Consider the following 14,574-nt stretch of genomic DNA (forward strand, 5'->3'; position numbering starts at 1 on the left):
CCCCAGAAGGGTTCCTGCTCAAGATAGTCCTGTTCCTTTTTGCCTACACAATCAACAAATGTATTTAATCGCAACTTGAGTTATGTTAGTAAGATGTTGATAAATAATTGTTTGCAAAAATATTGTAACAATCTAATTTTAATATATTTATGAAGTCAATCAACAGGGCTTTTGTTTTTACAGGTATGTTTATAACAATAATCCATTAGGAAAAAAATATGCAGGAATATACTCAATATAAAAGAGGGTCTGAATGGAGAATATGGGACTTGCATATTCATACTCCTGGAACTAAAAAGAACGATAGATTCGAAGGAAGTAGTTTAGAGGATAAGTGGCAGAATTACATCAATCATATAAATAATTGTTCTGAGCAAGTTTCAGTTATTGGTATAACGGACTATTTAAGTATTGATAATTATTTTATATTTAAAGATAAAGTCAAAGAAGGTGCTGTTACAAAGGTATTTGATTTGATAATGCCTAATGTAGAATTGAGAGTATTGCCGGTTACAGGTTCTGCAACCCCAATCAATCTTCATTGTATTTTCAATCCAAGTATAGATAATGAGTTGGAAAGCCGATTCTTTGGCAAATTAAAATTTAATCATGGAACAAGTAGCTATTCTGCTACAAGCTCCGAATTAAGAAGGTTTGGTAGGGATTTTACAGGAAATGCTAGTTTAAAAGATGAAGATGCTTTAAAAAAAGGTATAGAGCAATTTATAATACAACTTGATCAGCTACAAGAAATATTTAAAAATGATCCAAGCTTAAGAGATAATACAATTGTAGTAGTTTCAAATAAAAGTACTGATGGTGCCTCTGGTGTTATAAAACACATAGATTATTTAATTGAAAATGCTGGATCTCAATTAGATGCTACAAGGCAAAGTATATATCAATTCTCTGATGCAATTTTTTCTTCTAATAAAAAAGATAGAGACTATTTTATTGGTAAAAGTGGTATAGATTCTATTGATACTGTTGTTAAAAAATACGGATCATTAAAACCTTGTTTTCACGGGTGTGATGCTCATCTGAATGACAAAATATTCAAACCTGATGAAAATAGGTTCTGTTGGATTAAATCAGATCCAACTTTCTTTGGGTTGAAGCAGGTGATTTGTGAGCCTGAAGATAGAGCTATTATTCAGGCCTTAAAGCCTGAAATAAAAAATGATAGGTATGTAATTTCTGAAATAAAATTTAGTGATTCTAGCAACTTGTTTGGTAACCAAAAAATTTTATTGAATGATAATTTGAATGCTGTAATAGGAGGTAAATCTTCTGGGAAATCTCTTTTATTGTATTATGTCGCTAACAGTATCGATCCAGTTCAAGTATCTAAAACGTCTAAGAGGTTAGGGTTTGAAGGGTACAAATTCTCTACATCATTTAATTTTGAAGTTGTTTGGAAGAATGGAGAAGTAGACAAATTAAATGATGTAGATCCTGCTTTAAAGTCTAGAAAGATAACTTATATACCACAGTTGTATATAAACTACTTGGCTGAAAGGAATAACAAAGATGAACTTGGTAAGCTCATAATAAGCATCCTTTTGCAAGATCCTAATTTTAAAAGTATATATGAAGAGAGTACTACTTTGATTAAAGATATTACCTCTGAGATAAATACATTGCTAAGTGATTATTTAGAAGTACGTGCCAAATTAATTGATTTAAATACGAAGTCTACTGAGTTAGGTAAGTCTCCTGCTATTAAAAAAGAAATTGAAACAATTACTCTTTCAATTAATGATGGGCAAAGATCATCAAACTTAAGCCCTGAAGATTTTAAGATTTATAATGATTTAATCCAAAGCAAAACAAAGAATGAAGGATTGATTCTAGATCTAAGCCAAAAAAGAATTGCTTTAGGAAAGATTGTAACTGAATTAAGAACTTCTAGGGAGGATTTATTTGGAAATTATGAGATTGATGATGATTTTCCTGTTAGAGGTAAGTTAGATCGTATTTTGGATGAAATAATTGACTTGCCTCAAAATATACTGGAGCTAAAGGATAAGTGGCTATCCAATTATGATAAGATGATCTCAAGCGTTGAAAATGATATACAATTGTTAAAGTTAAGTTCTAGCTCTGAGCATTTTAATGAGCTTCTTGCTAAAGTAAATTTAGAGCTACAACCGTTTCAACTCAAGATTGCTGGTCAACAAGAACTTCAAAAACTAACAAAAAGGCTTGAAGTAGAAAATAACAGATTAGTTCAAGCAGTGAGCTTAGAAAAGCAGATTGCCATTCACATCGATGAATATAATAATCTTAGAATGCAAACAGCTAAACTAATAAAGAAACGGTTTGAATGTTATCAAAGCTTAGTAAAATACATTAATGAAAATAAAAGTTTAATTGGAACTGAGATTAAACTAAGTAGTTCATTAGTTTATAAGAAGGAAGATTTTATACTCTATGAACAAGTAAATAAGGCTTCACTTTCAAAAGATAGTTATTTTAATTCACTGTTTTCTTTTGATTTTGTTAATTATGAGAAGGTAATTGAGCTCTATGAAAAGCAATTGAAAGTTTCTGAAGAGCATTTAGTTATTGATAAAGAGACTAAGATTTCCTTAAGACAAAAGATCAGTTTAGAAGATGTGCTCAGAGGTTTGGTGAAAGATTGTTTCTCTTTAGATTTTAATATTACATATAAAGGAGATAATCTTTTGCACATGTCTCCAGGTAAGAAAGGTACAGTTCTACTTATCTTGTTTCTTCAAATTAGTTCTTCAGAGTACCCTATCTTGATTGATCAACCTGAAGATAATTTAGATAATAGAACTATTTACGATTTATTATGTAAAATGATCAAAGAGAAAAAGAAGGAGCGACAAATAATAATTGTCTCTCATAATGCTAATTTAGTTGTAGCAACTGATTCGGAAAATATCATTGGAGCTAACCAAGCTGGTCAGGAGGCTGAAAGACAAACATCAAATTATAGATTTGAATACGTTAATGGTTCGATTGAACATAGTTATTCAAAAGATACTGCCATTAAGGAAATTCTTTACCAACAAGGAATGAAAGAACATGTTTGTGATATTTTGGAAGGAGGTAATGAAGCATTTAAGCATAGGAAAATGAAATATTCTATTGCATAAATTTTATTACTTCAACATCCTTAAAGCCCACCTCACCCCAACAACGCCAGCAAATCCTGCTTACTCATTGCTTTCAGCATACCGCCATCGGTCTTTACTAAATCCTTTACCAAATCTTTCTTACTCGCCTGCAGCCGCATGATTTTCTCCTCCACGGTATCGGGGCAGATGAGGCGGACGGCGACTACGTTTTTCTCCTGCCCAATGCGGTAGGTGCGGTCAATGGCCTGGTTTTCTACGGCGGGGTTCCACCACGGGTCTACCAGGTACACATAATCAGCGCGGGTGAGGTTGAGGCCGGTCCCGCCCGCTTTCAGGCTGATGAGGAACACGCGCACGTCTTCCTGCTCCTGGAATGCCGCCACTGCGCCCTGCCGGTCTTTGGTCTGGCCGGTGAGCAGGGAGTACTTGATGCCGCGGGCATTCAGCTCTTTTTGGATTAACTCCAGCATGGATACAAACTGCGAGAACACCAGAATTTTGTGGTGCGGCGCTTTGCTTTCAATCTGCTCCAAGAGCACGTTCAGCTTGGACGAGGCCTCTCCGAAGGAAGCTTCCTCAGGCAGCAAGGCAGGGGAGTTGCAGATTTGGCGCAGTTTGGTGAGGCCGCGCAGCACGTGCATGGGGTTCTTCTGGATTTCTTCATCGGCCTGGGCCGAGATGAATTCCCGTATCTCCAGTTCATAGGCAGCGTACACTTGGCGCTGCTGAGTGCCCATCTTGCAGTAGAGCACCATCTCGGTTTTGTCCGGCAACTCTTTGGCAACCTGTTCCTTGGTGCGGCGCAGCAGAAACGGACTGATTTTGCGCTGTAATTCGGCGGCCCGTTTGCTGCTCTTGAACTGGTCAATGGGTTTGGAGTAGTGATCCCGGAAGAAGCGTTTGTTGCCCAGCAGGCCGGGACAGGCGAAGGAAAGCTGGCCGTAGAGGTCGTAGGTGTTGTTTTCCAGCGGGGTGCCGGTCATCACGATTCTGTTGCGGGCCTGCAACAAACGCACCGCCCGGTACCGCTGCGACTCGGGGTTCTTGATGTTCTGCGACTCGTCCAGGATGATGTAATTGAACCGGTATTCCTTCAGCACCAAAATGTCTGACAGCAGCGTGCCGTAAGACGTGAGCACCAGCTCATAGCCGTCCAGTTCCTGCGGATTTTTGACGCGGCTGTTGCCGTACACCGTCAGAAGCTTGAGCGAAGGCGCGAACTTGGCCACCTCTTCCTGCCAGTTAAACAACAGCGACGTGGGCACCACCACCAGATTGGTATTGCGGGCGACTTTGCCGCGCTGCGAGAGCAGGAAAGCCAGAATCTGCACCGTTTTCCCCAGACCCATGTCATCTGCCAGGCAGCCGCCAAAGTTGAACTGATCCAGAAACGAAAGCCAGTTCAAACCCTGCTGCTGGTAGGTGCGGAGGGTGGCGTGCAAGTCTTCGGGAACGGCTACCTGGGGGATGGCTTCAAAATTGGCGAGCTTCTTCCGGTAGGTGGCTAGTTCCTGGCGTACCTCCTGGCTTAGGACTTCCTCCTCGTAGAGTTCTTCAATGGTAGCAAAGTTCATCTTGGGCGTGCGCAGGCGTTCACCCACCACCTCTGCGGACTCAAAAAAGCGTTTGAGTTTCTCTATCCATTCCTGCGGCAGAATGCCCTGGGTGCCGTCGTCCAGCTGCACGAAGCGGCTTTTTTGGCGCAGCATTTTGTGCAGGTTTTTGAGCGAGGCCTTCTGCTTCCCGAACTGCACATCCAGAGAGGTGTCAAACCAGTTGATGCCGCTGGTCACCAGAATGGTGATTTTGACCTTGTGCGGGTTCAGGTTGGTGGCTTTGAGTTCTTTGAAGCCGAGGAGGGTGATGTCCTTGTTGCGCCAGGTGTCAAACGCCTCCAGAAACCAGTCCTGGTCTAGGAACCGGTCTTTGTGCAGGTAAAAGCAGTCCAGGTGCAGCTGTTCCTTGAAATACGGATGCTGCTTCAGAATCACGGCCAGAAACTGCAGCTCGGCTTCCTTGTCGCGGGTCACGGTGAAGGCATTGCCCAGTACATCGGTGGCGTAAATCTGTTTCTGGGAAAGCACCGGAACCTCCACGTGGCCGTAGCGCATCACTGGCGTGAGCAGCACGAAATCCTCTGATTCTGACAGATAAATGATTTGCTCCCGTCCATCGTCAAAACCCTGTTCCTCCAGTTGCTTCGGCGTAGCCGGTTTCAGGAACGAGTACGATATCTTGATGCGGGTTTCCAGACTGGCCAGAATATTCTCCCGGAACTCTTCAAACTTAGACGCATGCACCAGCAGGTAATAGCCGCGCTTCTGGAAAAAGTCGATGACCCGGCGCAAATCTGGGTTGTGCAGCAAATACAGCTGGTTCTGAATCTGGAGAAAGTGCCCGTATTTGAGTTGCAGGTGCTTCAAGGCGTACGGTTGGTCTTCAATGTGCAGCAGCGCCGTGACCGAGTAGAAATTGTCCTTCACCTGCACCTCCAGCACCAAGTCCAAGGGCGCTTTCTTCAGTTGAATGGGCGATACCGAACTGGCCGTGATGTTGGCCGAGACCTCGGGATTATGCTGGTACACCTCCAAACCCAGCGGATTCTGCACCAAGGCTTTAAGCGCCTCCAAATCGGCCTCAGAGGGTTCGGTGTTGTAGTTGTTCTGGAAACGGGAAAGCGCCGTGTAGAACTTGAGTTCCTCGGGCTGGTTGGTCTGCCACACAAAGTCCAGCGGATTCAGCGCCTTGAGCGGGTTCTTCACTTTTCCGGTTTGCGTGGTGGCCGCCTCCAGCAGTTCCACGCTCAGGTGCTTGTAGTATTTGTGCTCGCCCAGCACTAGGATGCGCTGCGTATTTTCTTTAGGGCTGGGGCCCGAAGGCAAAAAAGGCAGTCCTTGCTTAGGAACTAATTTCTCCTTCAGAAAGGCCTGCGATTCCTCGGTGATGGGCAGCAACTCCGTTAGCCGCGGTTTGATGAGCAGGCTTTTATTCGCGTACTCCAGGGAAAAGTATTGGTCCAGGTTTTCCTCGTCGGCCAGGCCGTACTCTGCGGCCACCGGTCTTATTTTCTGTTTCCGGAGCGTTTCGTCAAAAAAGGCCCGTAAATCGTTCCGGTTCAAAAGCGTTTGCAGCACCTGCGATTGGTGGGCGCACAGCGCTTGTTTGGGAGCCGGACAGCCGCAGGAAAGCAGCAGTCCGTTTTTAAGCTGTTTTACCGAAACGGCCGGAAAACGACCAAACGGCGACACCCCCGACATCACCGCCCGATTAATCTCCAGATGCGTCGGCTGCAAGTCAAAGCCGAGGGTGCCGCCCGCCATGGCCTCGGCGGAAGAGTGCCGGGCAATGATGGCATACGTGAGCGTAGCCCCCGTGATGCCTTCCAAAAAGTACTCTAAGGGGTGTACGCTTGCCTGCCTGGTTGCCTGTTCTTTCTCCGCCATGTCGCCGTTGCTTCTGCGGGTTGAAGGTAGGGATTTTCTGGCGAAGGCTTCGTTTTTGGGTTTCCGGATGAGAGAGTGGGTTCAAGCGTTTTAGGGCTGTTTTGAGAAAAAGAGGCTATAAACGGTTGAGTACCGGAAAGGGCAATCCCTTGTGGTTGCCCTCCACGCATGAACGGGTATTTTCTGGGAATTTCGTCTAAACCAGAAGACCCGTCGGGGCGGTGACGTTTTAAGTCTCATTTTTAGAAAACATGCCCAAAACGACTCTTTCAATTTATATGGATAGTAACCGATTTGCTTATTCCAGCGCGTTTTTGCTTTGTTTTTAGTAACTTCAAGTTTCAAATCACCCCTATGAGGTGCCTAAAGCACCTCTGATGAAACCGAACCTATGATGCGCAAACAAACTTTAGCAATTGGCAAGAAACCGAGTGTATTGGTCTTGCTGGCTTTGGTGGGCTGCACCTCCACCCAACCGCAGCAACCCACCGCCACTGTTCCCACTACTCCGGCCGTTACCCAACCGCAACAGGAGCCAGACAATCTGCTGCTGGCGGAATGGGCGGGCCCCTACGGCGGGGTTCCGGCGTTTGACAAAATGAAGCTGGCCGATATCAAGCCCGCCATGGAGAAAGGCATGGCCCTGCATTTGGCAGACATTGAGGCCCTTGTGAATAACCCGGCCGCGCCCACGTTTGAGAACACCATTGTGCCGTACGAGAAAGCGGGCGAGGACTTGGGCCGGGCATTCATTTACTACGGCATCTGGGGCAGCAACATGTCGAGCCCGGAGTACCGGAAAATCCAGGCAGAACTAGCCCCTAGAATCTCTGATTTCCGGTCGCAGGTTTCGCAGAACCCCCGGTTGTTCCAGCGCATCAAAGCGGTCTATGACAACGCGCAGAAAAACCCGCTGGCCCCCGACCAGCAGCGCGTGGTGCAGTTGATTTATGAGGAGTTCGCCATGGAAGGAGCGGGCCTCAGCCCCGAAGCCAAGCAGCGCTACGCCGCCATCAACAAAGAACTGTCCTCGTTGTACACCTCCTACGGCAACAACGTGCTCGCCGATGAGGAAAAATACGTGACCTACATCACCAAAGAGCAACTGGGCGGTTTGCCGGAGTCGTTCGTGAAAGCCGCTGCTAAAGCTGCCACGGATAACGGGAAACCGGGCATGTACGCCATCACCAACACGCGTTCCTCCATGGATCAGTTCCTAACCTATTCTAACAACCGCGCCCTGCGCGAGAAAGTCTGGAACACCTACTATTCACGCGGTGACAACGGCGATGCGAACGACAACAACCAGAACATCACCAAAATATTAGAGCTGCGCGATGAGCGGGTGAAACTGCTGGGCTACGACACGTACGCCGATTGGCGCCTGCAAAACCGCATGGCCAAGAACCCGCAGAACGCCATGAACCTGATGAACGCCGTGTGGCCCTCGGCGCTGGCCCGGGTAAAGCAGGAAGTGAAAGACATGCAGGCTGTCGCCAACGCAAGCGGGGCTAAAATCACCATCGCGCCCTGGGATTACCGGTACTACGCCGAGAAAGTGCGCCAGAAGAAGTACGCCCTGGACTCTGACGAAGTAAAGCAGTACCTGGAACTGGGCAACCTCACGCAGGCCATCTTCTACACCGCCGGTGAGTTGTTCAACTTCGCGTTCAAACCGGTTCCCGCTGGCTCTGTGCCGGTTTTCCACGAAGACGTGAACGTGTGGGAAGTAACCGATAAAACCACCGGGGCGCACATTGGGTTGTGGTACTTAGACCCATTTGCGCGTCCGGGCAAGCGGTCTGGAGCCTGGGCCTCGCAGTACCGCAGTTTCTCCACCTTTGACGGCAAGAAGACGGTGCTGGCCTCCAACAACTCCAACTTCATCAAGCCCGCTCCCGGCGAGCCGATGCTGGTTTCCTGGGATGATGCCACCACGTTCTTCCATGAGTTCGGGCACGCGCTCCACTTCCTGGCCTCTAACGTGAAGTACCCCACCCTCAACAGCGGCGTACGGGACTACACCGAGTTCCAGAGCCAGTTGCTGGAGCGCTGGCTGTCTACCGATAAGGTCATCAACCAATTCCTGAAGCACCACAAAACCGGCCAGGTGATGCCACCGGCGCTGGTCGCCAAAGTCAAGAAAGCCGCCACGTTCAACCAAGGCTTTGAGACCACGGAGTTCCTGGCCTCGGCGCTGATGGACATGAAATACCATACCCTACCCGATCCCTCCGGCCTAGACCCCGACAAGTTCGAGCGCGAAACGCTGGCCGCCCTGAACATGCCCAAAGAGGTGGTGATGCGTCACCGCTCGCCGCACTTCACGCACGTGTTCTCCGGCGAAGGCTACGCCACCGGCTACTACGGTTACCTCTGGGCCGATGTGTTGACGTCAGACGCTGCCGAAGCCTTTGAAGAAGCCCCCGGTGGGTTCTATGACAAAGAAGTAGCGGCCAAACTGGTGAAATACCTCTTCGCCCCGCGCAACTCCATGGATCCTGCCGAGGCCTACCGCCTGTTCCGCGGCCGTGACGCCAAAATAGACGCCCTCATGCGTGACCGTGGCTTCCCGGTTCCAAGCCAAAAACCAACTACCCAGAAAACGTCTAAGAAGTAGGTAGACGCGTAAAGCTATTAAACCCCGTGTGCTTCCGTAAAAAGGAAAGTACATGGGGCTTTTTGTTTTGTAGCAGTGAATACGCTGGCTCGCATACTCTCGCTCGCCTCCCGGACGCGTGTGGGGTACTTTCGGTCTCTGGCCGTATTTTGGGGTAGACCTGTTTCGGGCCTGTTTTTCCAAAAACAGGCCCGAAACAGGAACTGAAAACCTTTGTGCAGTTTGAAAGGAAAGTCCTTCGTAATGTTCTGCCTAGCGGCCAGAGGCCGAAGGTACCCCATACGCGTCCGGGAGGCGAGCGAGTGGTCTTCCGTAGTTTGAGATTACTTGTCCAGGACTACCCGGTCAAGGGGCAGCTTCTTTCAGAATGCGGCAGGCTCTGAGAGAAAAACGCAATTGCCGTTTGGGGCTATATTTCTGAAAATAAGGCTAAAACAGACAAGGAAGGTCTTGCGCACCTTTCTTCGGTAGGGGCCGGGCTTCGGGAAATACTACTTTTCTGTCGGTTTACCGTATGACGCCTGTAGGTACAAGAACTAGGTGGTTGGCACAGACAGGCGGCCAGAAAGCCTTGATAATTCTTGCAGGGCCATAAACTCATTTTATGAAATATACCCTTACGTTCTTCCTTTGCTTTTATTGGGTGTCTGTGTTGCAGGCGCAGGTAATCACGGCACCGGCAACGATTAAACCGGGGCTCGGCAATAGGGAAGAGCAGTTGCAACGCATCAAAGACCGTAAAAAGAGGCTTTTCGCTGATGCCCCCGGGGCAACAGAACCCGCCAACGCTTTTCTGCTGGACACCACGCGGTTCAACAGGTACGGCGACCTGCTGCATGATGATCCGGTGTACAACAAGCGGCAGCCCCTCTGGAAACCAGTGGCCCAGGTGCTGGGCGTCAACGCGGTGTTCATGGGCTTCAACCGCTACATCGCCAAAGCCGACTACGGCTACGTGAGTCCCAGCACCTGGAAAACCAATCTGGAATCAACCCCGGAGTGGGATACCGACGAGTTCGGCATCAACTTCATTGGGCATCCGTACCAGGGAACGCTGTATTTCAACGCCGCCCGTTCGCAAGGCTACAATTACTGGCAGTCTTTGCCCTTCGCCGTAGGCGGAAGTTTGACCTGGGAGTACTTCGGGGAAAACACGCTGCCCTCTTATAATGACATGATTTACACGCCCCTCAACGGGGCCGGCCTGGGCGAGATTCTGTACCGCCTGAGCTCCAATATTCTGGATGACCGCACCAGAGGGCGGGAGAGGGCCATGCGGGAGATTGCGGCGGGGGTAGTGAACCCGGTACGCGGGCTGAACCGGCTGTTGCAGGGCAAAACGTTTACAGTCACAAACAAGGAGGTGTACGAGAAAGAGCCCATCAACATCACCCTCTTTGCCGGGGTGCACCGCCAGAACGAAAACCAGGATGAGGTGTTCGGCTCCGGTGATACCAAGGGGATGGTGAACGTGCAACTGGACTACGGCAATCCGTTTGAACTGCAGAAACGCAAACCTTTTGACCTTTTCCGGCTTAGGGCCGAATTCAGCAAAGGCGGCGAGGATACCATGGCGGGCACTATCAACAACATCACCGGGTACGGAATCCTGTTCGGCCGAAACTCCACCATTGGGAAAGTGGACGTGCTCACGGGGCTTTTCCAATACTACGATTACTGGAACACCCGCAATTTTGATTTAGGGGCCCTGGGGTTTGGCGGCGGTGTGTTTACCCGGCTTCCGCTTAGTAACCAAGTCAGTCTGTACACCAATGCCCACCTGGGCGTCATTCCGCTGGCAGGCAACAGTACCCGCTTCGCTCCCGATGAAAACGGGCTACGTGATTATGTGTACACCACCGGACTGCACGGAAAGATAGAAAGTACCCTTAGTTTGGGCCGGTATGCCTCCGCCGCCTTCGTGTACTATCATTACTGGCTCAACACGTTTGAAGGGCTGGAAGGCAGCAACTCCATCGGGATTGTGCGCCCGCGGGTGACCGTGCAAGTCTATAAAAACCTGAGTTTGGGGTACGAACACTTCGGGTACACCACCAACCGGCGGTTAGAGGCGTATCCCACCCAGCGTGCCGTCATTACCGACCAGAAAATCTTTCTCCAGCTTTTCCTCCAAGACCCGCAACGGAAAGGGCGGTATAATTAATTGCCATTGGTATGGAGAGTTTTCTTGGAGGGAGTTGCGTTTTGAAGTTATTTAAGGGAAAATGGGCTGTAAACGGGTTGGCATAGACACTTGTAGGTCTGAAGACACTACGAGCTCTTTGGAGCGGGCGATAAAGCCGAGGCACACCGAGGAAGAGCAAGACCTCACAGATTTCCAAAACCTGTGAGGTATATAAAGTCTGCAGACGCATTGCCAATTCCCATTCTTTCCATCGAGCGCCTCGCCTGTGGCCCCTGGATAGCTGATGAGAAGAGTAGATGGCAGGCATGGGCCTTCAGGGGCAGTGCGAGAGGGGAAGACGGGGCCAGCGCACGGAGCGAAACCATGCAGAGAGAAGCACATGAACCCACGGAACAAACGGCAAAGCCAAGGGAACAGCGAACTGCATTCCCTAAATCAACAACTGCTTCGCCTTGCAAAATGAACAAACGTTTTAAGGCAGTTTCCGTGAAAACAGCCTTAAAACGCCTCTCTAGTCATCCTTAAAACGCATCGTTCCTGGAAATCTACGGCATCCTCACTTCCAAGCTGTATCTTTACTCCTAGAAACATTCCCAAGGCAACTCCCAACCGTTTCTTGAAGTATCACCAGGGAAAGGAAGCACCCAAAATCCATGAAAGTAATAGGCAACATCCTTGACATTTCCACCCAGCGAGACAGCCGGCACAAAGACATTGCCGTGTACCTAGATGCCATTGAATACCTCACCAGCAAGAAAGACGGCCGGTACTCCCAGGATTTTGAGTACCTGGATGAACTCGAAACCCCCTTGGTGATTACCGGCGACTGCCTGGCCCGGGTTAGTTCTAAGAAGGCAGAGGACAATGAGTATGAGTTCAAAGTCTATGACAAAGCAGGCGAGGAGTACGTCCTGAACCCGAACAAGCAGCTGTACCTGACCTTGGAGTACGACTTTGACGAAGACCTGACCATCCTGTCCTCGGCGTCTTATTACGTGACCATGCCCAACGAGGAGTTTACGAAATTCAAAACCGAGAAAGAGAAAGAAAACTCCCGCAAAAACTGGAAAGGCCGGAAGCGAGGGTAAGCCCGCGCTTCCAGAAAACCGGCAACAGTTTTTAAGTTATCTGATTTTCAAGAACCCAAATTATGAACCATACGCAACCAGAGCTTAGAACCGTCAATGTAGTGCGGTACGTGACCCCGCTGCGCGAAGGCGGTTCTTTGCCGGCCATTGTAGAGGCAGATGATGAGTTTCTGTACGTGCTCAAGTTCAGGGGCGCAGGACAGGGCGTGAAAGCCCTCATTGCCGAGTTGGTAGCCGGAGAACTAGCCCGAACGTTAGGACTACGCATTCCTGAACTGGTGTTCGCGAATTTGGACGAAAGCTTTGGACGAACGGAGCCCGATGAGGAAATCCAGGACTTGCTCCGCTTCAGCGAAGGGCTGAACCTGGGGCTCCATTACCTTTCCAAAGCCATCACCTTTGATGCCCTGGTGACCACTGTTGATGCCACGTTGGCCTCGCAGATTGTCTGGCTCGATTGCCTTATTACCAACGTAGACCGTACCGCCCGCAATACCAACCTGCTCATGTGGCACAAAGAACTGTGGCTCATAGACCACGGTGCGGCCTTTTACTTCCACCATTCCTGGAATAACTGGCAAGAGCAGGCCAAGCGGCCTTTTGTGCAAATCAAAGACCACGTGCTGCTGCCCCAAGCCTCTGAACTGGCAGCCGTGAATACGGCTTTCAAGGCCATGCTTACCCCAGAGAAAATCCAGTCCATCGTATCTTTGATCCCAGACGACTGGCTGACCGGAGATGCACCGTTTGCCACCCCAGAAGAGCACCGGCAGGCGTACGCCCAGTTCTTGGAGACCCGCCTGGCCCATACAGAAATCTTTGTCAACGAAGCCCAACATGCAAGAAAAGCACTTATTTGAGTACGCCGTTCTGCGGGTGGTTCCCCGCGTGGAGCGCGAGGAGTTTCTCAATGTGGGTGTCATTCTCTATTGTTCGTCGCAGGGGTTTCTCCAAACCGTTTTTCACCTGAACGAAGACCGTCTACGGGCGTTTGCGGGGGAGATAGACGTAGCTGAACTGCACGCCCGCCTGCAGGCCTTTGAGCGCATCTGCGCCGGAGGCAAGAACGGAGGCACCATTGGCAGCTTTCCCATCGCCTCCCGTTTCCGGTGGCTCACCGCTACTAGGAGTACCATCGTACAGAGCTCACCGGTACACCCCGGTTTGTGCGCAAATCCGCAGGAAACTCTTGCCCGATTGTATCACCAATTGGTGCTATAGGGGAGTGGAATACCCAAAAGCGAATTCATCGGTTACAGCCTTTTGAGTATTTGGATAAATATAACATACATTCTGCCTTCCTGAAAGGATCTAGTGGGCAAGCTAGATTGCCATTACTAACTGCTACTGCCGTTCGCCACCAAGATCCTTCCAGGATGATAAAGAAAAAAGCATGACCTTCGTTTCCTTCCTATTCTACTATTGTAATTGGTGGAAAGGCAGCTTTAATGAATTCCATGGGCGAAAATGATGTTTATCTAAAGCAGCCCGTGCAATTCATGATTCATTTAAAGTTGAAATGAGCGGCATGCAGGTTATAGCTAGTTTGAAATAAGAACTGATTAGTTCTGATAAGCAAAGATCCAATGAAAATGACAGAAGAAGAATTTGATAATAGATTGGTGGAGACATTGGATGGCTTCCTGGAAACCCTCGCTGAAAGCCCAGATGTGAACCTGGATAGGTTCTACACCATGACCTGCTTATTGGAGAATCTACGGTTTTTCAGTCCTGTTTTGTATTCCGCTATCAAAAACAAAGAATAAGGTTAAAACCACTTCAGAAGTGCCGCTGGTTTTAGCGGCAGATTAAGAAGCTGGTTAGCGTTTCAGGCCTGTTTCTGTAAAAGTAGCCTTGAAAACACGGCAAGCATCTGCATGCGGCAATGTACCGCCACACCTCTCGTTTTTGGCCTATTTTTATGGAAGTAGCCTAAAAACAAGCGTATAACCGGATGGTTTGCCCCAAAGGGATTGTTTTAAATGCCCGTGAATAAAAAGCTCTAAACAGGTTTTAAGAAAAAGCACCCAACGTGTCTCGTGCACATTGGGTGCTTTTTTATTGACGGATATTGATCCATCCAGTAGCTGATATTGATCCATCCAGTAGCTAATGAAAGGGCACTATAGCATCTGTCACATTTTCTTAGCCCTTCATCACATTTAGTTTC

8 protein-coding genes are annotated in these 14,574 nt (G+C 48.6%); 7 read left to right on the plus strand and 1 reads right to left on the minus strand.

Annotated elements, in window-relative coordinates:
• The first annotated feature begins 218 nt into the window (after positions 1-218).
• Positions 219-3,125 carry a TrlF family AAA-like ATPase gene (locus tag HHO50_RS16700; RefSeq protein WP_181307603.1) on the plus strand — a complete coding sequence of 969 codons (2,907 nt, stop codon included), beginning with the start codon at positions 219-221 and terminating at the stop codon, positions 3,123-3,125.
• Between the two features lie 32 nt (positions 3,126-3,157).
• On the opposite strand, the gene HHO50_RS16705 is transcribed toward HHO50_RS16700, so the two are convergent.
• The gene (locus HHO50_RS16705) at positions 3,158-6,550 is read right to left on the minus strand and encodes a DEAD/DEAH box helicase (protein ID WP_181307605.1); all 3,393 of its coding nucleotides are present in this window, start codon (positions 6,548-6,550) and stop codon (positions 3,158-3,160) included.
• 391 nt (positions 6,551-6,941) lie between these two features.
• On the opposite strand from HHO50_RS16705, the gene HHO50_RS16710 reads away from it, so the two are divergent.
• From HHO50_RS16710 to HHO50_RS16735, 6 genes are all read left to right on the plus strand, one after another.
• The gene (locus tag HHO50_RS16710) at positions 6,942-9,170 is read left to right on the plus strand and encodes a M3 family metallopeptidase (protein ID WP_255478789.1); all 2,229 of its coding nucleotides are present in this window, start codon (positions 6,942-6,944) and stop codon (positions 9,168-9,170) included.
• A 604-nt stretch (positions 9,171-9,774) separates the two neighbouring features.
• Positions 9,775-11,334, plus strand: coding sequence for a DUF3943 domain-containing protein (locus HHO50_RS16715; RefSeq protein ID WP_181307607.1), 1,560 nt, complete (start codon positions 9,775-9,777; stop codon positions 11,332-11,334).
• Positions 11,335-11,969: 635 nt separating this feature from the next.
• On the plus strand, positions 11,970-12,404 hold the full coding sequence (locus tag HHO50_RS16720) for a hypothetical protein (RefSeq protein ID WP_181307608.1): 435 nt from the start codon (positions 11,970-11,972) through the stop codon (positions 12,402-12,404).
• Between the two features lie 62 nt (positions 12,405-12,466).
• On the plus strand, positions 12,467-13,264 hold the full coding sequence (locus HHO50_RS16725) for a HipA family kinase (protein WP_181307610.1): 798 nt from the start codon (positions 12,467-12,469) through the stop codon (positions 13,262-13,264).
• A complete protein-coding gene (locus HHO50_RS16730) occupies positions 13,242-13,625 on the plus strand; it encodes a DUF3037 domain-containing protein (protein WP_181307612.1) in 384 nt (127 codons plus the stop codon). Before HHO50_RS16725 ends, HHO50_RS16730 begins: the two co-directional genes overlap by 23 nt.
• Before the next feature lie 371 nt (positions 13,626-13,996).
• The gene (locus HHO50_RS16735) at positions 13,997-14,170 is read left to right on the plus strand and encodes a hypothetical protein (RefSeq protein ID WP_255478790.1); all 174 of its coding nucleotides are present in this window, start codon (positions 13,997-13,999) and stop codon (positions 14,168-14,170) included.
• Positions 14,171-14,574: the final 404 nt, after the last annotated feature.

This window comes from Rufibacter sp. XAAS-G3-1 (genome assembly GCF_013623775.1).
In the GTDB taxonomy this organism is placed as follows: domain Bacteria; phylum Bacteroidota; class Bacteroidia; order Cytophagales; family Hymenobacteraceae; genus Nibribacter.